Annotated in this window: 23 protein-coding genes; 7 read left to right on the forward strand and 16 right to left on the reverse strand. The window is 60.7% G+C overall.

Annotation, left to right across the window (positions count from 1 at the left end):
- Positions 1-2: 2 nt before the first annotated feature.
- The 9 genes from AC193Q_RS21470 to AC193Q_RS21510 form a co-directional block, all read right to left on the reverse strand.
- The gene (locus AC193Q_RS21470) at positions 3-812 is read right to left on the reverse strand and encodes a MetQ/NlpA family ABC transporter substrate-binding protein (protein ID WP_483878751.1); all 810 of its coding nucleotides are present in this window, start codon (positions 810-812) and stop codon (positions 3-5) included.
- A 125-nt stretch (positions 813-937) separates the two neighbouring features.
- Entirely contained in the window at positions 938-2,290 is a 1,353-nt protein-coding gene (locus AC193Q_RS21475; RefSeq protein WP_483878752.1) for an LLM class flavin-dependent oxidoreductase, read from the reverse strand.
- Entirely contained in the window at positions 2,290-3,483 is a 1,194-nt protein-coding gene (locus AC193Q_RS21480) for an SfnB family sulfur acquisition oxidoreductase (RefSeq protein WP_483878753.1), read from the reverse strand. Before AC193Q_RS21480 ends, AC193Q_RS21475 begins: the two co-directional genes overlap by 1 nt.
- A gap of 36 nt (positions 3,484-3,519) precedes the next feature.
- Positions 3,520-4,761 carry an SfnB family sulfur acquisition oxidoreductase gene (locus AC193Q_RS21485; protein ID WP_483878754.1) on the reverse strand — a complete coding sequence of 414 codons (1,242 nt, stop codon included), beginning with the start codon at positions 4,759-4,761 and terminating at the stop codon, positions 3,520-3,522.
- A gap of 394 nt (positions 4,762-5,155) precedes the next feature.
- Entirely contained in the window at positions 5,156-5,920 is a 765-nt protein-coding gene (locus tag AC193Q_RS21490) for a hypothetical protein (protein ID WP_483878755.1), read from the reverse strand.
- A 469-nt stretch (positions 5,921-6,389) separates the two neighbouring features.
- On the reverse strand, positions 6,390-7,139 hold the full coding sequence (gene tcyN / locus AC193Q_RS21495; RefSeq protein WP_047290800.1) for an L-cystine ABC transporter ATP-binding protein TcyN: 750 nt from the start codon (positions 7,137-7,139) through the stop codon (positions 6,390-6,392).
- A 3-nt stretch (positions 7,140-7,142) separates the two neighbouring features.
- Positions 7,143-7,808, reverse strand: a complete 666-nt coding sequence (gene tcyL, locus AC193Q_RS21500) for a cystine ABC transporter permease (RefSeq protein WP_003220607.1) — start codon at positions 7,806-7,808, stop codon at positions 7,143-7,145.
- Positions 7,808-8,608 (reverse strand): cystine ABC transporter substrate-binding protein, encoded by an 801-nt coding sequence (gene tcyJ / locus AC193Q_RS21505; RefSeq protein WP_086794003.1) that lies wholly within the window; start codon positions 8,606-8,608, stop codon positions 7,808-7,810. Before tcyJ ends, tcyL begins: the two co-directional genes overlap by 1 nt.
- Positions 8,609-8,940: 332 nt before the next feature.
- Complete coding sequence (locus AC193Q_RS21510; protein ID WP_483878756.1) at positions 8,941-9,939, reverse strand: D-cysteine desulfhydrase; 999 nt, start codon at positions 9,937-9,939, stop codon at positions 8,941-8,943.
- A gap of 190 nt (positions 9,940-10,129) precedes the next feature.
- Here AC193Q_RS21510 and epsC point away from each other — a divergent pair, with 190 nt between their 5' ends.
- Both epsC and betT read left to right on the forward strand, forming a co-directional pair.
- A complete protein-coding gene (gene epsC / locus AC193Q_RS21515) occupies positions 10,130-11,056 on the forward strand; it encodes a serine O-acetyltransferase EpsC (RefSeq protein ID WP_041071188.1) in 927 nt (308 codons plus the stop codon).
- 424 nt (positions 11,057-11,480) lie between these two features.
- Positions 11,481-13,442: a choline transporter BetT gene (betT, locus tag AC193Q_RS21520; protein ID WP_174377299.1), complete on the forward strand. Its 1,962-nt coding sequence runs from the start codon at positions 11,481-11,483 to the stop codon at positions 13,440-13,442.
- Positions 13,443-13,466: 24 nt separating this feature from the next.
- On the opposite strand, the gene AC193Q_RS21525 is transcribed toward betT, so the two are convergent.
- A complete protein-coding gene (locus tag AC193Q_RS21525; protein ID WP_095667822.1) occupies positions 13,467-13,727 on the reverse strand; it encodes a hypothetical protein in 261 nt (86 codons plus the stop codon).
- A gap of 396 nt (positions 13,728-14,123) precedes the next feature.
- Between AC193Q_RS21525 and AC193Q_RS21530 the strand changes: the two genes are divergently transcribed.
- Positions 14,124-14,306: a type II toxin-antitoxin system HicA family toxin gene (locus AC193Q_RS21530; RefSeq protein WP_027611194.1), complete on the forward strand. Its 183-nt coding sequence runs from the start codon at positions 14,124-14,126 to the stop codon at positions 14,304-14,306.
- 59 nt (positions 14,307-14,365) lie between these two features.
- On the forward strand, positions 14,366-14,767 hold the full coding sequence (locus AC193Q_RS21535; RefSeq protein ID WP_095669259.1) for a type II toxin-antitoxin system HicB family antitoxin: 402 nt from the start codon (positions 14,366-14,368) through the stop codon (positions 14,765-14,767).
- 93 nt (positions 14,768-14,860) lie between these two features.
- Here AC193Q_RS21535 and AC193Q_RS21540 read toward each other — a convergent pair whose 3' ends face one another.
- Entirely contained in the window at positions 14,861-15,898 is a 1,038-nt protein-coding gene (locus AC193Q_RS21540) for a LacI family DNA-binding transcriptional regulator (protein WP_483878757.1), read from the reverse strand.
- A gap of 205 nt (positions 15,899-16,103) precedes the next feature.
- On the opposite strand from AC193Q_RS21540, the gene AC193Q_RS21545 reads away from it, so the two are divergent.
- The 3 genes from AC193Q_RS21545 (at position 16,104) to mgrA (ending at position 20,861) form a co-directional block, all read left to right on the forward strand.
- Entirely contained in the window at positions 16,104-18,329 is a 2,226-nt protein-coding gene (locus AC193Q_RS21545; RefSeq protein WP_483878758.1) for a TonB-dependent receptor, read from the forward strand.
- Position 18,330: 1 nt separating this feature from the next.
- A complete protein-coding gene (locus tag AC193Q_RS21550) occupies positions 18,331-19,650 on the forward strand; it encodes an LLM class flavin-dependent oxidoreductase (RefSeq protein ID WP_483878759.1) in 1,320 nt (439 codons plus the stop codon).
- Positions 19,651-19,823: 173 nt separating this feature from the next.
- Positions 19,824-20,861 (forward strand): L-glyceraldehyde 3-phosphate reductase, encoded by a 1,038-nt coding sequence (gene mgrA / locus AC193Q_RS21555; protein ID WP_483878760.1) that lies wholly within the window; start codon positions 19,824-19,826, stop codon positions 20,859-20,861.
- A 160-nt stretch (positions 20,862-21,021) separates the two neighbouring features.
- On the opposite strand, the gene tauD is transcribed toward mgrA, so the two are convergent.
- From tauD to gshA, 5 genes are all read right to left on the reverse strand, one after another.
- Positions 21,022-21,864: a taurine dioxygenase gene (tauD, locus tag AC193Q_RS21560; RefSeq protein WP_121183104.1), complete on the reverse strand. Its 843-nt coding sequence runs from the start codon at positions 21,862-21,864 to the stop codon at positions 21,022-21,024.
- 137 nt (positions 21,865-22,001) lie between these two features.
- The gene (gene tauC, locus AC193Q_RS21565) at positions 22,002-22,835 is read right to left on the reverse strand and encodes a taurine ABC transporter permease TauC (RefSeq protein WP_121183106.1); all 834 of its coding nucleotides are present in this window, start codon (positions 22,833-22,835) and stop codon (positions 22,002-22,004) included.
- Complete coding sequence (gene tauB, locus AC193Q_RS21570; protein WP_121183108.1) at positions 22,832-23,626, reverse strand: taurine ABC transporter ATP-binding subunit; 795 nt, start codon at positions 23,624-23,626, stop codon at positions 22,832-22,834. The genes tauC and tauB overlap by 4 nt, the downstream gene beginning before the upstream one ends.
- Positions 23,627-23,642: 16 nt before the next feature.
- A complete protein-coding gene (tauA, locus tag AC193Q_RS21575; RefSeq protein ID WP_121183110.1) occupies positions 23,643-24,620 on the reverse strand; it encodes a taurine ABC transporter substrate-binding protein in 978 nt (325 codons plus the stop codon).
- A 207-nt stretch (positions 24,621-24,827) separates the two neighbouring features.
- Complete coding sequence (gene gshA, locus AC193Q_RS21580; RefSeq protein WP_121183112.1) at positions 24,828-26,411, reverse strand: glutamate--cysteine ligase; 1,584 nt, start codon at positions 26,409-26,411, stop codon at positions 24,828-24,830.
- Positions 26,412-26,635: the final 224 nt, after the last annotated feature.

The raw sequence follows: 26,635 nt of genomic DNA on the forward strand, positions 1-26,635 counted from the left end.
GTTCAGCTTTCCCAACCGGCCTGATACAGCTTGCCGTGAGCCTTATCCAGCGCGGCGCGAACGGCCGGCGAGTGCTGGTAGATATCGACGAATTTGATCAGGCGCGGGTCGTCCTTGCTCTTCGGCTGGATCACGAACTGGATCACGTATTCCTTGTGGTCGAGACCGTCGAACAGCAGCGCTGAGCCTGCGTCAAAAGTCTTCGCCAGACGAATGTAGGCCGGGTAGCCCTGGACCAGATCGGCGTCATCGTAGGCGCGCACCAGTTGCACGGCTTCGACTTGCAGAATCTTGATCTTCTTCGGGTTGGCGACGATGTCGTCTTCGGTGGCCTTGTAGCCGACGCCAGGTTTGAGGATGATCAGGCCAGCCTTGGCCAGCAGTTGCAGACCGCGACCGCTGTTGATCGGGTCGTTGGCGATGGCGACGCTGGCGCCTTCGGGCAACTCGTCGAAGCTTTTGTATTTTTTCGAGTAGAGGCCGACGTTGTTGATGATCCCCGGGGCGAACGGCACCAGGTCAAAACCGGAGGCCGCCTTGGCGTTTTCGAGGAACGGGATGTGCTGGAAGTAGTTCACGTCGATGTCGCCGGCGGCGAGGCTGACGTTCGGTGCGATCCAGTCGGTGAACTCCACCAGCTCGACTTTCAGGCCTTGTCTGGAGGCCTCCTCTACGGCGGCTTCCAGCGGAATCGCGAAGGCAGCGGTGGTGCCGATTTTCAGTGGTGCATCGGCGGCGAACACCGCCGAGCTGAACAGGCCGAAGGCCAGGACCAGTGCTTTGACTGGGTGGGACAGGAGTTTCTTGGTCATGGTGGTTTTCCAGTCAGTGCATGAATTTTGTGGTGTCGGGTCGGGCCTCATCGCTGGCATGCCAGCTCCCACAGGTTTTATGAACGCCACAGACCCTTGTGGGAGCTGGCTTGCCAGCGATGCTTTTAGCGGCGGTACGAAGAGCCGGTATGTTGCTCAGGTAACTGCGCCCCTGCGTGAAACAGCTTTTCGCGCAGGCTGCCGCTGTCATACGCAGTCTTGTACGACCCGCGCCGCTGCAACTCCGGAATCACCAGCTCGATGAAATCGACATAGCTTTCCGGGGTCACGATGCGCGTCAGGTTGAAGCCGTCGAGACCGGTTTCGGCGATCCACGCTTCCAGTTCATCCGCCACTTGCTCAGGCGAGCCCACCACGGTGATGTAGCGGCCACCGAGAGCGTGCTGGTCGAGCAATTTGCGTCGGGTCCAGTCGTTGTTCTGCAGGTTCTTGGTTGCGGACTGGATGGCGTTGCTCTTGACGTACTGGATCGGCTCGTCGATTTCGTATTGGGAAAAATCGATGCCGGTGGACGCCGAGAAGTGCGCCACACCGGCCTCGGCACTGGCATGACTCAAGTACTCGGCGTGCTTGGCCCACGCGGCTTCTTCGGTGGCGCCGACGATCACGTTGAGGCCCATGAACACCTTGATGTCTTCGGGATTGCGCCCGGCCTCGACGGCGCTGGCGCGGACCTTGTCCACCTGCACTTTGGTCGATGGCTTGTTCTGGCCGCTGATGAATACGCACTCGGCGTGACGCCCGGCGAACAGCAATCCACGATCGGAACTGCCAGCCTGGAACAGCACAGGCGTGCGCTGCGGCGACGGCTCGCAGAGGTGATAACCCTCGACTTGATAGAACTCGCCGTGGTGCTCGACCTTGTGCACCTTCTCCGGCTGCGCGTAGATGCGCTGCACGCGGTCATTGAGTACCGCGCCGTTTTCCCAACTGCCCTCCCAGAGCTTGTAGAGCACTTCGAGGTACTCATCGGCCTGATCGTAACGGCGGTCGTGCTCGACCTGTTCGCGCAGGCCCATGGCCTTGGCGGCGCTGTCGAGGTAACCGGTGACGATATTCCAGCCGACCCGACCACGGCTCAGATGATCGAGCGTGGACATGCGGCGGGCGAACAGATAGGGCGGTTCATAGGTGAGGTTGGCGGTGAGGCCGAAGCCGAGATTTTTCGTCACCGCAGCCATGGCCGACACCAGCAGCAGCGGATCGTTGACCGGCAACTGGATCGACTCTTTCAGCGTGACGTCCACCGAGTTCTGATAGACGTCGTACACGCCGACGATGTCGGCGATGAACAGTCCGTCGAACAGCCCGCGCTCCAGCAATTGCGCCAGTTCGGTCCAGTACTCGAGAGTTTTGTAGCGCGTCGAGGTGTCGCGCGGGTGGGTCCACAAACCGTGGTTGATGTGGCCAATGCAGTTCATGTTGAACGCATTGAGCAGAATCTTTTTCTTGCTCATCAAATGGTGCCCCGCAGTGGCGGCTTTTCATCGTTGAGGTAGTAATTGCCCACCGCGTGATATTTCCAGCGCACCGGGTCGTGCAGGGTGTGCACCCGGGCATTGCGCCAGTGGCGGTCGAGGCCGTGCTCGATCAGGGTGGCCTGGCTGCCGGCCAGTTCGAACAGCGTGCTGCCAGCAGCCAGCGAGATTTCAGTGCTGATCGCCCGCGCTTCGGCGACGGCAATCGAGGCGGCAGCGACGGTTTCGGCGTTGGTCTCGGCCTGGGCCTTGTCGAGGAATTCGCCGGCGCGTTCCAGCAGTGCTTCAGTGGCGTGCAGACGAATACTCAAGTGACCGAAACTCTTCAGGGTCAGCGGGTCTTCGGTGGCCTTGTCATTACCGGAGTCAATCCACGGCCGGGTTTTGCTGCGCACGAAGTGCAGGGCATCTTCGTAAGCGGCGCGAGCGATGCCGGTGTCGATGGCGGCGTGAAGGATCTGCGCCAGCGGGCCGACCGTGGTCGGACGCTCGAAAGCACTCTGGAACGGGACCACGTCTTCGGCGGCAACGTAGACGTCTTCGAACACCACCGAACCGCTGCCGGTGGTGCGCTGGCCGAAGCCGCTCCAGTCGTCGATGACCGTCAGGCCTTGGCTGTCACGCGGGACGAAGGCCAGTTGCTGCACGCCATTTTCATCGACCACCGACGTCGGGATGCGCTGCGCGTAGATCGCGCCGGTCGCATAAAACTTGCGCCCGTTGATGCGATAGCCGTCGCCGTCACGTTCGAGGCGGGTGACGCGGTCGTGGGCGGTTTTGGTACCGAGTTCCGCCAGGGCGTTGCCGAAGCGCTGGCCGGCCAGCACCTCGGCGTACAGCCGCTGTTTCTGCTCGTGGCTGCCGTTAACGCGCAGCACTTCGAGGGCGTAGAAATGGTTCTGCGGAATCTGCCCGAGAGAACCGTCAGCCTGAGCGATCAGGGCGATGACTTTGGCCAGGGTCACGTTGGACACAGCAGCGCCGCCGTATTCCTTGGGCACGCTGATGCCCCACAGGCCGGAGCGGGAGAATACGTCGAGTTCCGGCAGTGGCAGGCGACGTTCACGGTCACGCACGGAACTGTCGCGTTTGAAATCTTCGGCCAGGTCGCTGGCGACGATCAGGGCTTGCTCATCGCTGGTGATGACCGCGACGGGGTGGGAAAAAGTCATGGTTCTCTCCAATGCCTTTGAGAAAGTGTGCGGTCGTCAGATCCAGGAATGGCGGGCCGGCAAAGTACCGTTGAGGCGATAGGCGCCGACCGCGTGATATTTCCAGCGCACCGGGTCGTGCAGGGTGTGCACCCGGGCGTTGCGCCAGTGGCGGTCGAGGTTGAATTCGGCGAGGGTCGCGCGGCTGCCGGCCAGTTCGAAAAGCTTTTCGCTGGCCAATAGTGAAATCTCGGTGGTCAGCACTTTGGCTTCGGCCACGGCAATCGACGCGCGGGCGGCGGACTCGGCGGTGAGCGGTGCGGCGTGCACCTGATCCAGCACTTGCCCGGCCTTGCGCAGCAATGCCTCGGCGGCGTGCAGTTCGATTTTCAGTTTGCCGATGTCGGCGATCACGTAGAGGTCATCGCTGGCGCGTTCGACCTTGGCGTCGATCCATGGCCGCGCGCGGGTTTTGACGAATTCGATGGCGTCGTCGATGGCACCTCGGGCGATACCAGCGTCGATGGCCGCTTGAATCAGCTGCGACACGGCGCCTTGAGTGTTTGGCTTCTCGTTGATCTTCCAGTTATCGACGACCAGGCTCGACTCGACGCGCACGTTGTTGAGCAGAATCGTGCCACTGGCGGTGGTGCGCTGACCGAAGCCTGACCAGTCATCGACTATGCGCAGGCCCGGGGTGCCACGGCGGACGAATGCCAGCACCTGCTTGCCGTCGTCATTGAGCGCCTTGACCGCCACCCAGTGCGCGAACAATGCGCCGGTGGAATAAAACTTCTGGCCGTTGATCACATAATCATCACCGTCGGCGGTGATGCGCGCTTTCAATTCCAGGGTGTTTTTGGTACCGCGCTCAGGGCCGGCGTTGCCGATGCGCCAGCCTTCCAGAACACTCTGGAACAGCTGTTTTTTTTGCGCTTCGGTAGCGCTGCCGAGTACCAGATTGATAATGCCGAACTGGTTTTGCGGGATCTGTCCCAGCGCCGGGTCGGCCGCGGAAATGATCGCGAACACCTCGGCCAACGTGACAAACGAAACCTGCGGGCCGCCGTATTCACGGGGGATGGCAATGCTGCCCAGACCGCTGCGGGTGAATTGTTCGATTTCCGACCACGGCAGCTTGCGCTGGCGGTCGCGCCTGGCGGCCTGCACGCGGGCGACTTGCGCCAGCTCATGGGCGGCCTTGATGGCTTGGGCGTCGTTGCGCAAGACCTGCGCGGGCAACAACAACGGGGCGATGTCCAGATCCGACTGGACGTTTGCATCGGCCAGACTGGACATCAGTGCCGCTCCCTGGCTGCACGCAATGCCCTGGCGATCTGCACTGGGGTGATTGTGTTCCGGACCATACTACCTACCTCACATCTCATGAAAAACGCCGCAAAAGTGCGGCGAACGAAAGAATGTCCGGTGGTCCGGTTCATATACCCTAAGCGTGTATAAATATTAAATAAACTAACTTTTAGGAATATGTATAGAAGGGGTGGTGGTCGGGTTGGTTAACAGGCTCCCAGCCGTGGTGGTACAACCTGTGGTGAGGGATTTATCCCCGACAGGCCGCGCAGCGGCCCTTTCTGAATCATAAAAAACGGGACCGCTTCGCAGTCCATCGGGGCGGTGCGACTTTTCCCTGGATCCCCTCACTGCAAAGCCCCATGAGTACAGGAATGCGGCATCAATCCTTGGTCGATTCAGCGGCCTTCAGATCCTGGCGCAGCGGCACCCTCAGATAAGGATTCACGCAACCGATCTTCAGCGTCCGTGGCGGTGCCCAGCGTGAGTTGTTGCCGACCCAGTCGATGACGCAGTAGGTCACGTCGAGGCGCAGATCCTCACCGCCCTCGACAATCACTGCCGGTGGTACCCAGACCTGAATCGGCAGGCCGACATCGGCAGCGGTGATTCGGGCCAGATCCATGCGCACATCGCCCCAGCGCAAGGTGATGGCGTCGTCCTCGGCCATGTTCCGGTAGGGCTCGATGGTCAGGGGCACACCGCGTTTGATCTGATTGGGGTTCACGCCCTGGCGGCGGATGGTGTCGGGTACCGTGACCGGCGCCAGTTGCTGATTCTCGTCCCCGCACAACGCCGAAGGCTGGCCGCCTGGGCAGTCGAGCTTGACTTGAACCCGGGTTGCCGCCGACAGCGCCGGTCCCTGCCCGATTTGCATGACCCGATAGTGGATCCGTGCGGTACCGCTGGCGATGAAGCTCTCCGGCACTCGCAGACTGACCGATGTGCCGAGGTCTTCACGGGTCAGGACGCGTGAGGCGACGTAGCAGTTGTTCCAGAACAGTTCGATCAGATCGCCGGCGTCCATGCCGGGGTACGGCAGGACATCGATCAGCAGATGCGCGGCCGCGGCCAGGTTGATGGCGTTTTTTTGCGCGGCTGCCAGGTGCGGGGCTGCCAGTTCGGGGGTATGCGAAGTGCGGATCATCGGGCTCTCTCCTTGAAATCTTGCGGCGAATTCCGTTTCTTGAAAAAACAAAAGGCGTGATGAATCGGTAATGCAGCCTGAACTTTTGTTCGGGCTGAGTGCGAATTGATTCAACTAATGGGTGCCGGTTGACGACTAGATAAGAGTGTGCGGGAAAGAGTGTCAATAGAGTGTCTTAGTTAATCCGTGAATTACCGATTAATCAGAAGATTCCTACGTTGTACGGTCACGCTGCCTAGCCGCAATGGCGAATGGAACTACGGTTTTTTGGCAGTTTTTATTGTTTTAGTGCAGGCGAGTTTGGATCGTTTCGCAGGCAAAGAAATGCGCAACGGATTAGATCCAATGGCTGCAGAACATGTATGTATTGTTTGGACAGATTTTAGAATGGAGGGGTTTAGATATTTGTGCAGGCGGGAAAAGTATAACTTCCATCCGTGGAAGTTAATGATTCAAAGCAATAAGCTTCTCAGGCGTGATTCAGAAACTTGCTGAGAAACTGTTTGGTACGCTCCTCTTTCGGGTTGGCAAACAAGGCCTTGGCTTCGCCTTGCTCGACGATCACGCCCTTGTCAAAAAACACCACACGGTTGGCCACGTCGCGGGCGAACCCCATTTCGTGAGTGACGATGACCATGGTGCGTTTTTCTTCAGCCAGACCACGAATGGTCGCCAACACTTCGCCGACCAGTTCCGGGTCGAGCGCCGAGGTCGGTTCGTCGAACAGGATCACTTCCGGTTCCATCGCCAGCGCCCGGGCAATCGCCACGCGCTGTTGCTGACCACCGGACAGACGACGCGGATACGCATCTTCCTTACCGGCCAGACCGACCTTGGCCAACAGCTTCATGCCCAGGGCAACGGCTTGCTCGCGCGGCATCTTCTTGACCACGATCGGCCCTTCGATGACGTTTTCCAGGGCGGTGCGGTGCGGGAACAGGTTGAAGTTCTGGAACACGAAACCTACGTGCTGGCGCAGATTGCGCACCAGGCTTTGTTGCTGGCTCAGAGGACGGCGGGTATCGATTTCGATATCGCCGACCTTGATCCGGCCGCTGGTGGGCTCTTCAAGGAAGTTCAGGCAGCGCAGGAACGTGGTTTTACCCGAACCGCTAGGGCCGATGATGGCCACGACCTCGCCTTCCTTCACCTCAAGATCGATGCCCTTGAGCACCTCTTGACCCTTGAACTGCTTTGTCAGTTTTTCCACGACAATCATGGGTCAGGACTCCTGGTCGTGCCGATTGGCCCGCTCTTCCAGCTTGTTCTGCAGGTGCGACAGCACCGTGGCCAGAATCCAGTAGATCAGCGCGGCGGCAAGATACATGGTGAAGACTTCGAAAGTCCGGGCGGTAATCAGCTGCGCCTGGCGGAACAGTTCCGGCACCTGGATGGTGGCGGCCAGTGCCGTGTCCTTGACCAGCGAAATGAAGCTGTTGCCCAACGGCGGCAGCGCTGTGCGCATGGCCTGCGGCAGGATGGCCCGGCGCAGGGTTTGCGCACGGGTCATGCCGATGCTCGCAGCGGCCTCCCATTGACCACGTTCGATCGAACCGATCGCCGCACGCAGGATTTCACAGGCGTAGGCGGCCATGTTCAGCGAGAAGCCGATCAGCGCCGCCGGCAGCGGATCCAGTTCCAGACCCAGTTGCGGCAAGCCGTAATAGATCACGAACAGTTGCACCAGCAACGGCGTGCCGCGAAAGAACGACACGTAGATGCGGGCAATCCAGCTCACCAGTTTGAAGCGCGACAGGCGCATCAAGGCCAGGCCGAAGCCCAGCAGCAAGCCGAAGAACATGCCGCCCAGGCTGAGGATGACCGTGTAGTACGCGCCCTTGAGCAGAAAGGGCGCGGAGTCCAGTGCGAGTTGGAAAGCTTCTTCCATTATTTGGTGACGTCAGCGTTGAAGTATTTCTTCGACAGCTTCTCAAGGGTACCGTCGGCACGCAGCTCGTCGAGCGCCTTGTTCACCGCAGCCAGCAGCTCAGGCTCGCCCTTGCGCAGGGCAATACCGGATTCCTGACGGGAGAACGCTTCACCGGCAGCCACGGTTTTCGGGGCTTTCTTGGCGTATTCCAGTGCGGCCAGACGGTCGATCAGGATGGCGTCGGTGCGGCCGTTGTTCAGGTCGGCGAACTTGGTCGGATCATCGTCGTAGGTGCGCACGTCAGCGCCCGGCACGTTGGCGCGGACCCATTGCTCGTAGTTGGTGCCCAGGCCGACACCGACTTTCTTGCCGGACAGATCGGCGGCAGTCTTGATGTTCAACTTGGCTTCCTTGTCCTTCAGCACCAGCGCCTGAATCCCGGAAACGGTGTACGGCTCGGAGAAGTCATATTTCTTCTTGCGCTCGTCGGAGATGGTCACTTGGTTGACCACGACGTCCAGACGCTTGGATTCCAGTGCAGCGAGGATACCGTCCCACTTGGTCGGCTGAATCTTGGCTTTGACGCCGAGTTTCTGCGCCAGGGCTTCGGAGAGTTCGACTTCGAAACCGGACAGTTTGCCGTTCTCGTCAACGAAGCTGAACGGTGGGTAAGTGCCTTCCAGGCCGACGTTGATGACGCCTTTGTCCTTGATCTGTTGCAATTGCTCACCGGCAGTTGCCTGGCCGATCAGGCCGGCGCTCAGTGCAAGGCCCAGCGAACCTACCAGCAGAGTGCGACGTAGTGCGGAAAAATTCATGACAAGCCCCTGTGTTTTCTTATGGAAGACGCTTAAGGAAAGTTGGCGAATCCGGGAGTTGAACGACTGCGTTATCGTGCCCTAAAGCAGCTTATGCGTCTTGCCCGAAATTCGCCTGCGGCGAGACTATAAGATGTCTGCTTTAGACTTGAAAATACTTAATGATCTTTCTGTTATTCCAATTTCGAATATATGTGATCAATTGTGGCGAGGGGATTTATCCCCGATGGGGCGCGAAGCGGCCCTCTCTTCTGACTTGAAGAGCAGGGGACTGCTGCGCAGTCCAACGGGGATAAATCCCCTCACCACAGAAATTCTTGCAGCAGGGAGGATCAGCTTGTCAGCGAATCCCTGTAGGCAAACAACGCCGGCGCCCCACCCGTGTGCAGGAAGATGATCGGCCCTTCATCAAAACGCTGGCGGCCAATCCCGTCGAGCAGACCAGCCATGGCCTTGCCGGTATACACCGGGTCGAGCAACACCGCGTCCTGACTGGCCAACAGCTTCACCGCCGACAGTGTCCCGGCATTCGGCTCGCCGTAACGCGGACCGAAGTATTCGTCCCACAACTCGACCTTGAAGTTCACTGGCAATTTCACGCCCAGCAGGTCCGCCGTACGTTCGGCCAGACCTTGCACTTTCGGGCGCTGATCTTCTTCGCTGCGCGATACCGTCACGCCGATCACCGGCAATTGCGGCAGCGCTTCGCTCAACGCCAGCGCCAGACCGCTGTGGGTTCCGGCGCTGCCAGAGGCCAACACCACGGCGGCGAATTCCAGGCCGGTGTCCTTGATCTGCTCCGCCAGTTCGAGACCGGCACGCACGTAGCCCAATGCACCGAGAGCATTGGAGCCACCGATCGGTACCAGATACGGTTTCTTGCCATTGCTGCGCAGGCGCACGGCGAGTGCGGCGAGTTGTTCGTCGGCGTTGTCGAGGTTGTCCACCAACTCGACCCTGGTGTCGAACAGATCGAGCAGCAGACGGTTGCCGTTGCCGGTGTAATTGCTGTCATCGGTGCCTAGCGGATTTTCCAGCAGCGCCACGCAACCCAGGCCGAGCTTGGCCGCCAATGCGGCGGTCTGGCGCACGTGGTTCGATTGCAGGGCACCGGCGGTGATCAGCGTGTCGGCGCCCTGAGCGAGGGCATCGGCGGCGAGGTATTCGAGTTTGCGCAGCTTGTTGCCGCCCATGGCCAGCGGCGTCAGGTCATCGCGTTTGATATACACATCGCGGCCCAGCCAGGCGGTCAGACGTTCAAGTTTTTCCAGCGGCGTGGGTTGGCCGAGCAGGTCGAGACGGTTAAAGCGATCCAGCTGTTGTTTGATCATGAGTCCGTACTGGCGGAGAAAGATGACAGGACTATAGGCACGCCGTTTTACCGGGGCAACCGTGAATCGCTTATAGCCAAATGTGCTTAGGCCAGCACTATCGGTTCTTAATTCGCCCTCACGGGCATGCCGTAAAGTAGTCGCCGTTGACGCGGCCAGACCGTCCGGCCGCCCGTGAGGAGTCTTTACCGTGAGCGAGCGTTCCAGCCATTGGCAATTGCAGACCATCGTCAGCCAACTGCGTACCGCGCGGGATCAGTGGCGTACCCAGAATGGCCGGGCCAGCGGCGAGCAGGGTGGTCGTGAGTTGCCGTCCCGCGCGGCGATGGCCGAGATTCTCGAAGCGCTGTGTGGCGCGTTGTTCCCGATGCGGCTGGGGCCGGTGGATCTGCGTGAGGAAAGTGAGGACTTCTATGTCGGCCACACCCTCGATACCGCGTTGAATGCCTTGCTGGCGCAAGCGCGGCTGGAATTGCGGTATGTCGCCCGGCACAGCGCGCAAGGTGATGCTGATGTCGAAGCGCAGGCGATCCGCATCATTCAGGATTTTGCCCTGGCCTTGCCGGGCCTGCGCAGCCTGCTCGATACCGACGTGCTGGCGGCCTATCACGGTGACCCGGCGGCACGCAGCGTCGATGAGGTGCTGTTGTGCTATCCGGGGATTCTGGCGGTGATTCACCATCGTCTGGCGCACCATTTGTATCGCGCCGGGTTGCCGTTGCTGGCGCGGATCAGCGCGGAAATTGCGCACTCGGCCACCGGCATCGATATCCACCCGGGCGCGCAGATCGGCCGCAGTTTCTTCATCGACCACGGCACCGGTGTGGTGATCGGCGAGACCGCGATCATCGGCGAGCGGGTGCGGATTTATCAGGCCGTGACTTTGGGCGCCAAGCGCTTCCCGGCGGATGAAGACGGGCAGTTGCAGAAGGGCCATCCACGGCATCCGATTGTCGAGGATGACGTGGTGATTTACGCCGGGGCGACGATTCTGGGGCGGATCACCATCGGCCAGGGTTCGACCATTGGCGGCAATGTCTGGCTGACCCGCAGTGTGCCGGCGGGGAGCAACCTGACCCAGGCCAATCTGCAGCATGATGACGGGACGCAGAAGTAATATTTCCAGTTCGTTTGTGGCGAGGGAGCTTGCTCCCGCTGGAGGCCGCAGGACTCCCAATTGCGACTGACGCCGCATTGGGACTGCTGCGCAGTCCAGCGGGAGCAAGCTCCCTCGCAACAGTTTTCGCATCGAATCAGGTTGATGGCATTCAGCCAATTCTCCGTTGAACGAATCCCCTCAAACCCGCGTCATACCCCTCCTTGGGCTGCTGTACGAAAACTACCGCCTGGCCCTGCGATTAGTCCTTACCACCCTATCCATGTTTAACTTGAACGTTCATTCAAGTTAAACCGGTGGTTCGCTGCCCGCTCACAACAGGAGGCTTGCCTTTGCTGAGTCCGATCATTTCAGCCACGTTTCAACCCCTCGAGGTGCACGTTTCATGAGTGCATCGTCTACCCCCGCCAGCGGTCTGGTGCGCATGAATCCGCCGGTGTTCTACTTCGCCGCGACGGTGATTCTGCTGTTTGGTCTGGTTGTCATCGCCATGCCGGAGCAGGCCGGCGCCTGGTTGCTGGCTGCGCAAAACTGGGCGGCCAACACGGTCGGCTGGTATTACATGCTCGCGATGACGCTGTATCTGGTCTTCGTGGTGGTCACCGCGTTATCGGGCTACGGCAAGATCAAACTCGGTGCCGACCACGACGAACCCGAGTTCAGTTACCTGTCCTGGGCCGGCATGCTGTTCGCCGCCGGGATCAGCATCACGCTGTTCTTCTTCTGCGTGTCCGAACCGCTGACCCACATGCTGCAACCGCCGCAAGGCGAGGCCGGCACCGCCGATGCAGCGCGCCAGGCGATGCAGATTCTGTTTCTGCACTGGGGCCTGCACGGCTGGGGCGTGTTCGCCTTTGTCGGCATGGCGCTGGCCTATTTCGCCTACCGGCATAACCTGCCGCTGGCCTTGCGTTCGGCGCTGTACCCGCTGATCGGCAAGCGCATCAACGGCCCCATCGGTTACGCGGTAGACGGCTTCGGCATTATCGCTACGGTGTTCGGCCTGGGTGCCGACATGGGTTTTGGTGTGCTGCACCTCAACTCCGGTCTGGACTACCTGTTCGGCATCGCCCACACCCAGTGGATTCAGGTCGGCCTGATCACGCTGATGATGGGCGCGGCGATCATCGTCGCCGTCTCCGGTGTGGACAAGGGCGTGCGGGTGATGTCCGACATCAACATGCTGCTGGCCTGTGCGCTGCTGCTGTTCGTGTTGTTCGCCGGTCCCACCCAGCACCTGCTCAACACGCTGATCCAGAACCTCGGCGACTACCTCGGTGCGTTGCCGATGAAGAGTTTCGACCTCTACGCCTACGACAAACCAAGCGACTGGCTCGGCGGCTGGACGGTGTTCTACTGGGCCTGGTGGATTGCATGGTCGCCGTTCGTGGGCCTGTTCATCGCGCGGATTTCCCGTGGCCGTACCATCCGCGAATTTGTCTTCGGTGTGCTGCTGATTCCGCTCGGTTTCACCCTGGCGTGGATGTCGATCTTCGGCAACAGCGCCATCGATCAGGTGCTCAACCACGGTATGTCGGCGCTGGGCATGTCGGCCCTCGACAATCCGTCGATGAGCCTTTATCTGCTGCTGGAAACCTACCCGTGGAGCAAAACGGTCATCGCGGTGACGGTGTTCATCAGCTTCGTGTTCTTCGTCACTTCTGCCGACTCCGGTACCGTGGTGCTTTCCACCCTGTCGGCCAAGGGCGGCAATCCGGACGAAGACGGGCCGAAATGGCTGCGCGTGTTCTGGGGCGCGATGACCGCTCTGGTGACCAGTGCGCTGTTGTTCTCCGGCAGTATCGATGCGCTGAAATCGGCAGTGGTGCTGACCTCGTTGCCGTTCTCGATGATTTTGCTGCTGATGATGTGGGGATTGCACAAGGCGTTCTATCTGGAATCGCAGAAGCAGATCGCGCAACTGCATTCGCTGGCACCGGTCTCCGGTTCGCGGCGCGGCACGGGCGGCTGGCGCCAGCGTCTGAGTCAGGCGGTGCACTTCCCGTCGCGCGACGAGGTGTACCGCTTCATGGACACCACGGTGCGTCCGGCGATTGAGGAAGTGACGGCGGTCTTCGTCGAGAAGGGCTTGAACGTGGTCACCCAGCCGGATCCGGCGCACGACAACATCAGCCTGGAAATCGGCCACGGTGAGCAGCATCCGTTCATCTACCAGGTGCAGATGCGCGGCTACTTCACGCCGTCGTTCGCCCGGGGTGGCATGGGTTCCAAGCAACTCAACAACCGCCGCTACTACCGCGCTGAAGTGCACTTGAGCGAGGGCAGTCAGGACTACGATCTGGTCGGCTACACCAAGGAACAGATCATCAACGACATCCTCGACCAGTACGAACGCCACATGCAGTTCCTGCATCTGGTACGTTGATCGGCAACTGAGCGCCGGGACGTTTCACGACTCGGCGCTCAGCACCATGAACAACACCATCGCCGCCACCGGCACCCCGAACACCGCACTGCCCACCGCGATTTCTGATCCCAGCGGCTGCCCGGCATGCACCACCCCCACCGCACCGTTGATCACCGTCAATGCCAGCCACAGCGCGGCGAAGCTGTAGGCCAGGGTTTGTCGGCTGAAGCCGATGCGCTCGCCGATGTAGAGCATCAGGGCCAGCAGGACCAGGCCGAAGAAGATGATGATGGCGGTGTGCATGGGTGTGCCTGCGGGTTTTGCGTTGCTTGATCGGACGCCTTCGCGGGTAAGCTCGCTCCCACAGTGATCTCGGTCATTCACAGATTCTGTACACAACAAAGATCCTGTGGGAGCGGGCTTGCCCGCGAAAGGGCCACCTCGGTTTCATTGAGAGCATAGTCAAGTCAGCCCACATCAATACAAGCCAACCATTCTCAATCAGACACATTTCGCGACGCATTCAAATGTATCTGGACGGCAAGGCCCTTTCTCGCTGGCTCGCGCCTGCCGTTGGTCGAACCAATTACCGAGCGTTTGTTCACCCAGCTAATATTTCTCATAGTGTGTATCGTGTGTATAAATCGGTTGCTTACGCCCTAAAGTGACCCGCTCTTGCTGTCGAACAGGGCGAAGGAAATGCGTAGTCGGGAAATGATCAGGATGATCGAGGAGGATGGTTGGTATCTGGTTGCAGTGAAGGGCAGTCACCATCAGTACAAGCATCCGCGTAAGCCGGGTCGGGTGACGATCAAGCATCCGGATTCAGACCTTCCCAAAGGGACGATCAACAGCATTTTGAAACAGGCGGGGTTGAAATGAAGCCCGTTATTGGAAGTGAAAGTCCTTTTATGGACACATCAGACGAAGGATTCACGTTTATGAAATTCCCGGTCGTTTTGCACAAGGATGCCGACTCGGACTACGGAGTGATTGTCCCGGATGTACCGGGGTGCTTCTCCGCAGGGAGCACGGTAGCCGAAGCTTTTGAAAACACTCAGGAGGCTCTGGCCCTGCACTATGAGGGGCTGGTGGCTGATGGTACACCGTTGCCTCGAGTTCGGGACATTGATGCACATCTCGACAACCCGGATTATGCGGGTGGGATCTGGGGTGTCGTCGACTTTGATATCACACCCTATTTCGGCAAGTCGGTACGCTTCAACGCCACGTTGCCCGAGCAACTGCTGGAGCGTATAGATCAAACAGTCCGGCGTGATCAGCGCTACAGTTCCCGCTCCGGATTTCTGGCCGCCGCTGCGTTACGCGAATTGTCGGCATAACCTGTAGGAGCTGCCGCAGGCTGCGATCTTTCGCTTTTAAAAGCCAGAATCAAAAGATCGCAGCCTGCGGCAGCTCCTACAGAAGCATGTTCGTCAGGTGCTCTCGCGCTCGATCAACTGGCACTGCAACAGATTCAGCCGCTGCACATCATCGCTCGGCAGCACCCCGAGACTTTCCAATACCCGCGTTGCCGCCAGCACGCCGATCTCCAGTGCCGGTGGCTTGATCGTGCTCAGGCTCGGCAACAGCATCTCGGCGAACGGGTAATCGCCGAAGCCGAGCACAGCGCAGTCTTCGGGAATTCTGAGGCCGGCGCGTTGCCCGGCGAGCAGGCCGCCGGCGGCGAGGTTGTCGTTGGCGAAGATGATCGCGTCGGGGCGGGGAGCGGCGTTCATCAGCGCTTCCATCGCTTGCTTGCCGGCTTCGAACGGCGCGCGGTCGGTGTCGGGGGCGAATACCCAAGGCTCAAGGCCGAACCCGCGCACGGTGGCGGCATAACCGTCGCGACGTTCGAGGGCACTGAGGTCACCGAGTGCGCTGTTCTGCACGAAGGCGATGCGGCGATAGCCTTTGTCATGCAGATAACGCGCAGCGCTCACGCCGACTTCATGGTGCGAAAAGCCAATCTGCATTGGCTCGCGATCCGGCTGGTAATCCCAGGTTTCGATCACCGGAATGTCCGCTTCGGCGATCATTTTTTCCGTGCCTGCGCTGTGGAAGTGACTGGTCAGCACCAGCGCCGCCGGCGACCAGCCGAGAAATGCGCGCACGGCGTTTTCTTCCTGTTCGGTGCTGAAGTAACTCGACGCCAGCAGCAGCTGATAACCGTGGCGGCTGAGGGTGTCGCTGAAGCCCTGAATGGTGTTGGCAAAAATCGGCCCGGAGATGTTCGGAATCACCATGCCGACGATTTTGCCCCGCGCCGAGGCCAGGCCGCCGGCCACCAGATTCGGTACATAACCCAGCTCGGCCACCACCGCCGCGATCCGCTCGCGGCGCTCGGGCGAGACGGTTTCCGGCTGATTGAAATAGCGCGACACGGTAATCGCCGAGACGCCAGCCTCGCGCGCCACTGCATTCAGGGTCACGCGTCCGGCGCCACGGCGTTTGCGAGGCTTTTCCTGGCTCAAGGCTCGATCCTTCTTAAAAACCAAAACGCATATAAAAGTAATTTTTCAGTATTGGACGCTCTATGACGAGTTTGCCAATACTGGCGATGTTAGCGCTAACAAGGCGCATTGTCTGCTACTCGCTCGAGCGAATGCCCAAGACACCGATTCAGGCGCTGTCGTCGCAGAACGGCAGCGGTTCAGGGCCAATTTCGAGCGGGCAACCATGCACAACACTCCCGGGGCGACACACAAACTGGCGCAATCGATTCGCGCCGCTGGCTGGATTTTTACCGGGCTGGCGGCGTTGCCGCTGCCCACGGCTTTCGCCGCCGACAGCCGCGAACAAGAGCCGACCCTCAAGTCCGTCACGGTCACCGCCACTCGCCGCGAAGAGTCGCTGCAGAAGGTTCCGGTGGCAGTGTCGGTGATCGACGGCGAACAACTGGAACGCGATAACCGTAACGGCGTGGCAAGCATCGTCCAGCAAGTGCCGTCGCTGAATTTCCGCACTGGGGCGTCGAACAAGGACACCTCGTTGTTTGTGCGGGGCGTCGGCACGATTTCCACCTCGCCCGGCGTCGAGCCAACGGTGGCCACGGTGATCGATGGCGTGGTCTATGCGCGTCCCGGTCAATCGACTCTCGACCTGCTGGATCTGGAGCGCGTCGAAGTGCTGCGTGGCCCGCAAGGCACGCTGTTCGGCAAGAACGCCTCGGCCGGTGTGCTCAACATCACCAGCAAGGCGCCGACCAACGAGACCCACGGTTACATCGACCAGTCGTACTACAGCGGCAACGAAAGCCGCACCCGCTTCGGCATTGGCGGCAGCCTGATTCCGGATACGCTCAAGGGGTCGATCAGCACCCTGTTCGGCACGTACGACGGCAACGTCGATAACCAGCACAACGGCCAGGAGGTCAACGGCTACAACCATCGCGGGGTGCGCGGCAAACTCGAATTCACCCCGAACGACGACGTCACCTTCACCTTGATTGCCGACTACATGCAGTCCCACGACGACGGCCCCAACGGCGTGGTCAGCAAGTCGCTGACCCCGGCCTTCGCCAACGCGCTGGGCCCGGTCTACGCCAGCAGTCACAACCGCGACATCAACACCGATACCCGCAGCCATGTCGAGGACACCAACAAGGGCCTGTCCGGCCAGCTCGACTGGCAACTGGGCGATTACACACTGACCTCGATCACTGCGTGGCGCGGCTGGGACAACACCCAGTATCAGGATGGCGATCGGCTGAGCACGATCACTGCAGCGTTCCCCGGCACCGCCGACAAGGGCGATCTTTCCTTCGACCAGTACTCGCAAGAGCTGCGCCTGGCTTCGCCGAAAGGTGAGTTCCTCGAATACGTTGGCGGCCTGTTCTACATGCACGGCAAGGATGACGAGACCTACCAGCGCACCCTGACGACGCCGACCAGCGTCAACCGTGGCGTGGCTGACTACAGCACCACCAGCGACAGCTACGCGGCGTTTGGCGAAGCCACGCTGAACTTCACTTCCGACCTGCGTGGCATCGCCGGCCTGCGCTACACCCACGATGATCTGGAATACGCTCACCGCCGCGTCTCGACCTCGGCGACCACGGTCAGCGGCATCCAGCCGGCCACCCGCAGTTCCGGTTCGGTGGACGAGGACGGCTGGTCCGGCCGGCTCGGCGTGCAGTACGACCTCAGCGATGCGGTCACCACGTACCTGACCTATTCGCGTGGCTACAAAGGCCCGGCGTACAACGTGTTCTTCAACATGCAGCCGCGTGACACCGAAGCGCTGAAACCGGAAACCTCCAATACCTGGGAGGCGGGGATCAAGGCCACCAGCTGGAACAACCGGCTGACCACCAACCTCGCGGTGTTCCACAGCGACTACGACAACTACCAGGCAAACTTTTTCGACACGGTCGCCGGGCAAGTGGTGACGCGCCTGATCAACGCCGGCAGCGTCAGCACCGAAGGCGTCGAGCTCGATTACGCCTTGCAGGCGACCCAGCAACTGAAGTTCTCCGGGGCGCTGGCCTACACCCGCGCGCGCATCGACCAATTCAGTTGCCCGGCCGCTGCGGCAGCGTCCTGCACCGTCAATGGCAAGCCGTTGCCGTTCAGCCCCGACTGGAAAAGCTACGTGCGCGCCGACTACAGCATCCCGCTGGACAACGGCCTGGATATCGAACTCGGCACCGACTACAGCTGGCAGAGCGAAGTGCAGTACGACATCAGTCAGAACGCCGACACCAAACAAGGTGCCTACGGCCTCTGGAACGCCAGCGTCGCGCTCGCCGATTACAGCAACGGCTGGCGCGTGGCGCTGCTGGGCAAAAACCTCGCCGACAAGTCCTATTCACCCCTGCTCGCCAGCGGCGGCAACTACATCTATCGCGCCGTGCCACGGGATGACGAGCGCTACTTCGGCGTGCAACTGCGCAAGGATTTCTGAGATGAGCAGACAACTGAAACTCGGCGCGTTTCTCATGGCCACCGGGCACCACGTCGCTGCGTGGCGACACCCGCAGGTACCGGCCAATGCCGGTCTGGATTTCGCCCACTACAAGCGTCTGGCGCAGATTGCCGAGGCGGCGAAGTTCGACACGCTGTTCGTCGCCGATAGCGTCGCCGCGCCGACCCAGGACATCGCCAGCCGCATGGCACGCTCGGATCACTTCGAGCCGCTGACTTTGCTCTCGGCCCTGAGCGCGGTGACCGAGCACATCGGCCTGATCGCCACGGCGACCACCAGCTACAACGAGCCGTATCACGTGGCGCGCAAATTCGCCTCGCTCGATCATCTGTCGGGCGGCCGCGCCGGGTGGAATCTGGTGACCTCGGACAACGCTGCCGAGGCACTGAACTTTGGTCGCGACGAGCACATCGGCCACGCCGAGCGCTACAGCCGCGCCCGGGAGTTTCATCAGGTGGTCACCGGGCTGTGGGACAGTTGGGAGGATGATGCATTTGTCCGCGACAAGGCAAGTGGCGCGTATTACGACCCGTCGAAGCTGCACGTGCTGGATCACGTCGGCGAACACTTTCGGGTGAAAGGCCCGTTGAACGTCGCACGCTCGCCGCAGGGACAACCGGTAATCGTGCAGGCCGGCTCGTCCGAAACCGGGCGTGAGCTGGCGGCACAAACTGCTGAAGTGGTGTTCACCGCGCAGACTTCACTGGCCGGCGCGCAGGCGTTCTACGCCGACCTCAAGGGACGTCTGACCAAGTACGGACGCCGTGCCGATTCGCTGAAAATCATGCCGGGGGTGTTTGTTGTCGTCGGCCAGACAGCAGCCGAAGCCCAGGAAAAATGTGAAACGTTTCAGCAATTGGTCGAACCGGAGGTTGGCGTGGCGTTGCTTGGGCGTATGCTGGGCAACTTCGACTTGTCGAAGTACCCGCTGGACGGACCGTTGCCTGAGTTGCCGCTGACCGACAGCGGCCAGCAGAGCCGGCAGAAACTGCTGACTGAGCTGGCGGGCCGGGAGAACCTGACCCTCGCCGAATTGGGCCGCAGGATTGCTGGCGGACGCGGGCATTACAGCCTGGTGGGCACGCCGACGCAGATCGCCGATCACTTGCAGGCGTGGTTCGAACAAGGCGCGGCGGATGGCTTCAACGTGCTGGTGCCGCACCTGCCGGGCGGTCTCGAAGACTTCGCCCATGGTGTGGTCCCGGAACTGCAACGGCGTGGGCTGTTCAGAACCGAGTATGAGGGCCGAACCTTGCGCGAGCACCTCGGCCTGGTCCGACCGCAAAACAGATTTGTGTAAACACCCTGTGGTGAGGGGATTTATCCCCGATGGGTGGCGAAAGCCACCCCCAAATCTGTATTCAAATTCGCGATTTTTTTGGGACGGCTACGCCGTCCATCGGGGATAAATCCCCTCACCACAAAGTTGAAATTCACCCTCAATTTGCTGTTAATCAAACAAGAGAGGATTCGATGACTTATACCGCTGCCGAAAACCGCTACGACTCCATCCCTTACCGCCGCGTCGGCCGCAGCGGTCTGGTGCTGCCGGCGCTGTCGCTGGGCCTTTGGCACAACTTCGGCGACAGCACGCCGATCGACACCCAGCGCACCCTGCTGCGTACGGCGTTCGACCTGGGCATCAACCACTTCGACCTGGCCAACAACTACGGCCCGCCATACGGCAGCGCCGAAATCAACTTCGGTCGTCTGCTGCGCGAAGACTTCAAGCCGTACCGCGATGAGCTGATCATCTCCAGCAAGGCCGGTTGGGACATGTGGGCCGGCCCGTACGGTCAGGGCGGCGGCTCGCGCAAATACGTGCTGGCCAGCCTCGACCAGAGCCTGCAGCGCCTCGGTCTGGACTACGTGGATATCTTCTATTCGCACCGCTTCGACCCGGACACCCCTCTGGAAGAAACCGCCAGCGCTCTCGCCACCGCCGTGCAGCAGGGCAAGGCGTTGTACATCGGCATCTCGTCGTACTCCGGGGTGAAAACCCGCGAGATCGCTGCGCTGCTCAAGGAATGGAAGGTGCCGCTGCTGATTCATCAGCCGGCGTACAACCTGCTCAATCGCTGGGTGGAAAAAGACCTGCTCGACACCACCGAAGAACTCGGCACTGGTGTGATCGCGTTCACGCCGTTGGCCCAAGGTCTGCTGACCGACAAATACCTCAACGGCGTGCCGGCGGATGCGCGGGTCAATCGTCCGGGCGGTGGTTCGCTGCAGGCGTCGCACTTGTCCGAGGCCAACATTGCCCACGTGCGAGCGCTGAACGAGATTGCCAAGCGTCGTGGCCAGAGCCTGGCGCAGCTGGCATTGGCCTGGACCCTGCGTGATCCACGGGTAACTTCGGCGCTGATCGGTGCGAGCCGGCCGGAGCAGATCATCGAAAACGTCGGGGCGCTGAAGAATCTGAGCTTCAGTGCTGAGGAACTGGCGGAGATTGATCGCTTTGCCCAAGAGGGCGGGATCAATCTGTGGGAGAAGCCTTCGACCGCTGAATAAGTGACTGGCGCCGAATTATTCGGCGCCTGCTCTGACGCTTTCGCGGGCAAGCCCGCTCCCACAGGGTTCCAGTCGTACACAAAGTCTGTGAACGGTGCTGTACCTGTGGGAGCGGGCTTGCCCGCGAAGGGGCCAGTTCAGGCAATGAGGAAATCGGGCCTCATTTGAAGAACGGCACATCCCCCAACACCGTCGCCCGTTGCATCACCCGCCGCGCCGGACGGTAATCATCCACCGCGTAATGCTGGGTCACGCGGTTATCCCAGAACGCGATGTCGTCCTGCTGCCAGCGCCAGCGAATGGTGAATTCAGGCCGCGTTGCGTGGGCGAACAGGAATTTCAGAATCGCCTCGCTTTCGGTGTCCGACAGTTCGTTGATCTTTGAGGTGAAGCCTTCGTTGACGAACAACGAACGGCGACCGCTTACCGGGTGCGTGCGGATCACCGGGTGTGACAACGGTGGGTTCTTGCGTCGTGCCTCTTCCCACTGTGCCAACGCCTCCGGCGTGTTGCCGTAGCGCTCCAGCGGAAACGAGCGGGTGAAATCGTGGGTCGCAGTCAGCCCTTCGAGCAGGGTTTTCATCGGCGCCGAAAGCGCTTCGTACGCGGCAATCCCGCTGGCCCACAACGTATCGCCACCGAACTCCGGCAGCAGCTTGGCGCTGAGCACCGCGCCCATTGCCGGCGTTGGCAGGAAGGTCACGTCGGTGTGCCAGATCGCGTTGTCGCGCACGTCGGTGACGGCGGTGTCGAGGATCAGCACCTCGGGCTGCTCTGGCACGTTCGGATAGATCGGATGGATGTGCAGGTCGCCAAAGTACGCCGCGAAACGCGCCTGTTGCGAAGGCTCAATCGGCTGGTTGCGAAAGAACAGCACCTGGTACTTGAGCAGCGCCTGCTCGATGGCATTGCGCTGTTCCAGGTTCAACGGCTGGCTGACGTCGACGCCGCTGATCTGCGCGCCGAGGGCCGAACTTAAGGGGGTGATGGTCAGGCTGCTCATGATGGTTCTCTTCAATTCCGGGTAACCGCGCCCCTGTAGGAGCTGCCGCAGGCTGCGATCTTTTGATTTGTTTTTTAAAAGCAGATCAAAAGATCGCAGCCTGCGGCAGCTCCTACACAGGAGGATTCACAAATGCTTTAGTGGGTTTGGCCGTGCCACGGCACCAGTTTGCGCTGCAGGGCGCGCAGGCCCATTTCCATGGCGAAGGCAATCAGGGCGATCACCAGAATCCCCAGCACCACCACATCGGTGACCAGAAATTGCGCAGCCGACTGCACCATGAAGCCCAGACCGCTGGTGGCGGCGATCAGTTCGGCAGCGACCAGGGTCGACCAGCCAACGCCCAGACCGATGCGCACACCGGTCAGAATATCTGGCAGGGCGCTGGGCAAAATCACGTGGCGGATCAACTGTGCGCGGGTCGCACCGAGCGACTGAGCAGCGCGCAATTTCGCCGGGTCAACGGTGCGCACGCCGGTCGCGGTGGCAATGGCAATCGGGGCGAAAATCGCCAGGTAGATCAGCAGCACTTTCGACAACTCGCCGATACCGCACCAGATCACGATCAGCGGCAGATACGCCAGTGGCGGAATCGGCCGGTAGAACTCGATCAACGGATCAAGCACACCACGGGCAATACGGTTGGCGCCGATGGCGATGCCCACCGGCACTGCGGTCAGAATCGCAAAACCCAGACCCAGACCGATGCGGCTCAGGCTCGCGCCCAGGTGCTGCCACAGGGTCGAATCCATGTAACCAGTGGTCGCCAGCAACCAGCCTTTTTGCAACACGGCGGACGGTGGTGGCAGAAACAGCGGTTCGATCAAACCGGTGGCAGTCACGGCCCACCAGATCACCAGCAAGGCGAACAGGGTCAGCAAGCTGATCCAGCGGGTGCTGAGGCTGCGCCGGACTGGAATCGCTACCGACGGGGTTTTCACTGCGGGGGCGGAAACGTCGTAACTGCTCATGCGCGCTCCTGCCGTTGCACGGCGCTGCGTTGCGAGAACACTCTGCTCAACACGTGCTCGCGGGTTTCGATAAAACGCGGGTCGGATTTGATCGCTCTCGCCGACTCACCGGCGGCGTAGCGCTGGCCGAAATCCAGAGGCAGACGCTCGACGATCTGCCCCGGATTCGGCGCCAGCAGAATCAGGTCAGTGGCGAGGAATACCGCTTCTTCGATGTCGTGGGTAATCAGGAACACCGGTTTTGCAGTGCGCTGCCAGACTTGCAGCAACAGCTCCTGCATCTGCTCGCGGGTGAACGCATCGAGGGCGCCGAAGGGCTCGTCCATCAGCAGCACGCGCGGGTTGGCGGCGAGGGCGCGGGCCAGGCCGACGCGCTGTTTCTGGCCGCCGGAGAGTTGCCAGATACGACGGCTTTCGAACCCTGAGAGATCAACCAGCGCGAGCATTTCCCGGGCGATCTTTTCGCGCTTGTCCTTGGCGATACCAGCCAGTTCCAGACCGAACGCGACGTTGGCCAACACATCCTGCCAGGGCAGCAGCGCGTCATCCTGGAACACCACACCACGTTCGGCGCTCGGGCCTTTGACCGGCACGCCGTCGAGGGTGATGCGCCCGGCGCTGGGTTCGACGAAGCCGGCAATCAGGTTCAACAGCGAGGTCTTGCCACTGCCGGACGGGCCGAGGGCGACCAGCAATTGCTGAGGCCCGAGGGTCAGGGAAATGTCCGCCAGCACCGGTTCCGGGCTGCCCGGGTACTGTGCGCTGATGCGCTCCAGCTGTAGCAAGGCCATCGCAGTGAACTCCCGATCAGTTAGTGATGTATTTGGCGCTGACGTACGGCGCGTAGTCCGGCAGTACGGCTTCGACCTTGCCTTGCTCCTTGAGGAACGCGGCGGTGTCGGTGATGGCTTGGGTGGTCGGCGCGCCGAGGCTGTTCACTTGATCAGCCGCCAGCGGGTAGACGTTGCCTTGCAGCAGCAATGGAATGTCGCTGGCCTTGGCGCCGGAGAGCTTCACCAGCTTGTCGACGTGGGACTGGTCGGCGAGCCAGGCTTTGGGATCCTTGCGGTAATCGGCGTAGGCGTCGAGGGTGACCTTGGCGAATGCGGTGACGATTTCCGGGTGCTTCTCGGCGAAGTCTTTGCGCACGATCCAGGCATCGAAGGTCGGCGCGCCAAACTTGGCCAGTTCACCAGAAGTGATCAACACTTTGCCGTTTTCCTTGGCCACACCGAGGGCCGGATCCCACACGTAAGTGGCGTCGATATCACCGCGTTTCCATGCGGCGATGATCGCTGGCGGGGCGAGGTTGAGCACGGTGACTTTCGACGGATCGATGTTCCAGTGTTTCAACGCCGCGAGCAGGCTGTAGTGTCCGGTGGACACGAACGGCACGGCGATTTTCTTGCCGACCAGATCCTGCGGGGTCTTGATCCCGGAACCGTCGCGAGCGACCAGTGCTTCAGCGGCGCCGATCTGGGTGGCGATGAGGAAAGTTTCCACCGGGACTTTGCGGGTGATCGCAGCGGTCAACGGGCTGGAACCGAGGTAGCCGATCTGCACATCACCGGAAGCAATGGCGGCGATGATGTCGGCGCCGTTGTCGAACTTGCGCCAGCTGATGTCGGCTTTGGTGGCTTTCTCGTAGGTGCCATCGGCCTGGGCGACTTTCGCCGGGTCGACGGTGGTCTGGTAAGCGACGGTGAGGTCGGCGGCCTGCGCCAGAAAGCTCGCAGCAGCCAGAGAGGCCACGGCCAGCAGGCGAAGCGGGAAATTCAGTTTCATGGGGAGTGCTCCAAATCAGGCGACCGACGATCGGTGTGAAAGGAGACTAAATGATCTAAGAAACTAAAAATAAATAACTTTTTAGACTTAGCTTATGAGCGGAAAAATCTAAAGATCAAAAGATCGCAGCCTGCGGCAGCTCCTACATGGGATAGGCGTACACCCTGTAGGAGCTGCCGCAGGCTGCGATCTTTTCAAAGGCGGCGCTTAGTTGCTGATCGCCAGAATGCTCGCCTGATACGACCCGACAAACACATCGAAATCGCCCACCTCGTTCTGTTCAAGCTCCGCCTGTTGCGCCAGCGACGAACGCGCCAGTTCCTCAAACTTCGCCTGCTCATCCGCCGTCAACGGCTCGCGGCGGAAGAACTCGGCGTGGGCCTGGCTCTGACGCAGGGAGAATTGCGCAAAGCTTTCCTTGTGCTCGGCCATCGCGGCCAGCACCTGCGCCGACGGGGTCAGGGACGGGTCGCTGACTTTGGCCAGTTGCGCATCCAGCGCCTTGCTATGCGCGTCGCCGCCGTGGCTTTGATCAAGCAACGCCGCCAGCGGTGCGATTTTTTCCAGCAGCTCGGCTGCCCAGACCTTCAGCTCGACCGCTTCACCGTCACGCTGCAATTGCAGCCCCGGACGCCGGCCTTCCTTGACCACGCTGAGGAAGTTCGAGGTGGCGTTGCCGCACGAAGTGTTGGTCAGCAGCGGACTGTCGTTCAGCGCGCAGTACAGCAGGAACGCGTCGAGGAAGCGCGACTCGGTGACGTCGATGCCCATCGGGAGGAACGGGTTGATGTCCAGGCAACGCACTTCGACGTACTGAATGCCACGGGCCATCAGTGCCTGGATTGGCCGCTCGCCGGTGTAGGTCACGCGTTTCGGGCGGATGTTGGAGTAGTACTCGTTTTCGATCTGCAGGATGTTGGTGTTGAGCTGAACCCACTCTCCATCCTGGTGCGTGCCGACTTCCACATATGGCGGATACGGCGTGGCCACAGCCTTGCGCAGGCTGTCGGTGTAGCTCGCCAGATCGTTGTAGCACGGCGTCAGGCCGGCCTGGGCGTTGCTCTGGTAACCGAGGTCGCTCATGCGCAGGCTGGTGGCGTACGGCAGGTACAGGGTGTCCGCATCCAGTTGTTCCAACTGATGCGAACGGCCGCGCAGGAAGCCCGCATCCAGCGCTGGCGAAGCACCGAACAGGTACATCAGCAGCCAGCTGTAGCGGCGGAAGTTGCGGATCAGCGCGATGTAGGACGACGACTGGAAATCGCGGTCGGTGCCGACGAAACCTTCGGCTTCGCGCAGCAGCGGCCAGAGCTTTTCCGGCAGGGAAAAGTTGTAGTGAATCCCGGCGATGCACTGCATGGTCTTGCCGTACCGCAGGGCCAGGCCTTTGCGGTAGACGTACTTGAGCTGACCGATGTTGGAGGTGCCGTAATAGGCAATCGGGATATCTTCCTCGGCCGGCAACGGGCACGGCATCGATGGACTCCACAGGTACTCGTTGCCGAGCTTGCTGTAGGCAAAGCGATGAATCTTGTCCAGGCTCGCCAGCGTATCGGCCGGATCGGGCAGGGCGGGGGTGATGAATTCCAGCAGCGACTCGGAATAGTCGGTGGTGATCTGTTCATTGGTCAGCGCGGAACCCAAGGCTTCCGGGTGCGGCGTTTGCGCCAGACGACCTTCACTGGTCACGCGCAGGCATTCACGTTCGATACCGTGGAGGCACTGTTCGAGCAGAGAGAGGTTGGCGCGCTCGCCGAGCAGAGCCAGGCGGCGGTTGAGAAGTTCGCTCAATTTGGATTCCTTCACGCGTCAGTCGCCCCAATATGGGGGTGGGCAGGACGGTCTACAAGGGTGAAGTTGAAACTGGCGTTTTCGCCTGGTTTTCTAGCCGGTCAGCCACACACATAAACTGTAGGAGCTGCCGCAGGCTGCGATCTTTTGATTTTGTTTTTCAATAGCAAGATCAAAAGATCGCAGCCTGCGGCAGCTCCTACAGGATTCATTGCGCCGAAATT

Source organism: Pseudomonas sp. F2, assembly GCF_057174385.1.

Bases quoted from the DNA above. Each gene is read 5' to 3' on its own strand.
- tauA (WP_121183110.1), bottom strand. From the start codon at position 24,620: ATGAAACTGAATTTCCCGCTTCGCCTGCTGGCCGTGGCCTCTCTGGCT.
- tcyJ (WP_086794003.1), bottom strand. From the start codon at position 8,608: ATGAATTTTTCCGCACTACGTCGCACTCTGCTGGTAGGTTCGCTGGGC.
- AC193Q_RS21530 (WP_027611194.1), top strand. From the start codon at position 14,124: ATGCGTAGTCGGGAAATGATCAGGATGATCGAGGAGGATGGTTGGTAT.
- AC193Q_RS21535 (WP_095669259.1), top strand. From the start codon at position 14,366: ATGAAATTCCCGGTCGTTTTGCACAAGGATGCCGACTCGGACTACGGA.
- tauD (WP_121183104.1), bottom strand. From the start codon at position 21,864: ATGAGCAGCCTGACCATCACCCCCTTAAGTTCGGCCCTCGGCGCGCAG.
- tauC (WP_121183106.1), bottom strand. From the start codon at position 22,835: ATGAGCAGTTACGACGTTTCCGCCCCCGCAGTGAAAACCCCGTCGGTA.
- AC193Q_RS21545 (WP_483878758.1), top strand. From the start codon at position 16,104: ATGCACAACACTCCCGGGGCGACACACAAACTGGCGCAATCGATTCGC.
- tcyL (WP_003220607.1), bottom strand. From the start codon at position 7,808: ATGGAAGAAGCTTTCCAACTCGCACTGGACTCCGCGCCCTTTCTGCTC.
- AC193Q_RS21550 (WP_483878759.1), top strand. From the start codon at position 18,331: ATGAGCAGACAACTGAAACTCGGCGCGTTTCTCATGGCCACCGGGCAC.
- AC193Q_RS21485 (WP_483878754.1), bottom strand. From the start codon at position 4,761: ATGTCCAGTCTGGCCGATGCAAACGTCCAGTCGGATCTGGACATCGCC.
- AC193Q_RS21470 (WP_483878751.1), bottom strand. From the start codon at position 812: ATGACCAAGAAACTCCTGTCCCACCCAGTCAAAGCACTGGTCCTGGCC.
- tauB (WP_121183108.1), bottom strand. From the start codon at position 23,626: ATGGCCTTGCTACAGCTGGAGCGCATCAGCGCACAGTACCCGGGCAGC.
- AC193Q_RS21480 (WP_483878753.1), bottom strand. From the start codon at position 3,483: ATGACTTTTTCCCACCCCGTCGCGGTCATCACCAGCGATGAGCAAGCC.
- AC193Q_RS21510 (WP_483878756.1), bottom strand. From the start codon at position 9,939: ATGATCAAACAACAGCTGGATCGCTTTAACCGTCTCGACCTGCTCGGC.
- AC193Q_RS21475 (WP_483878752.1), bottom strand. From the start codon at position 2,290: ATGAGCAAGAAAAAGATTCTGCTCAATGCGTTCAACATGAACTGCATT.
- AC193Q_RS21525 (WP_095667822.1), bottom strand. From the start codon at position 13,727: ATGCACACCGCCATCATCATCTTCTTCGGCCTGGTCCTGCTGGCCCTG.
- tcyN (WP_047290800.1), bottom strand. From the start codon at position 7,139: ATGATTGTCGTGGAAAAACTGACAAAGCAGTTCAAGGGTCAAGAGGTG.
- mgrA (WP_483878760.1), top strand. From the start codon at position 19,824: ATGACTTATACCGCTGCCGAAAACCGCTACGACTCCATCCCTTACCGC.
- betT (WP_174377299.1), top strand. From the start codon at position 11,481: ATGAATCCGCCGGTGTTCTACTTCGCCGCGACGGTGATTCTGCTGTTT.
- AC193Q_RS21490 (WP_483878755.1), bottom strand. From the start codon at position 5,920: ATGATCCGCACTTCGCATACCCCCGAACTGGCAGCCCCGCACCTGGCA.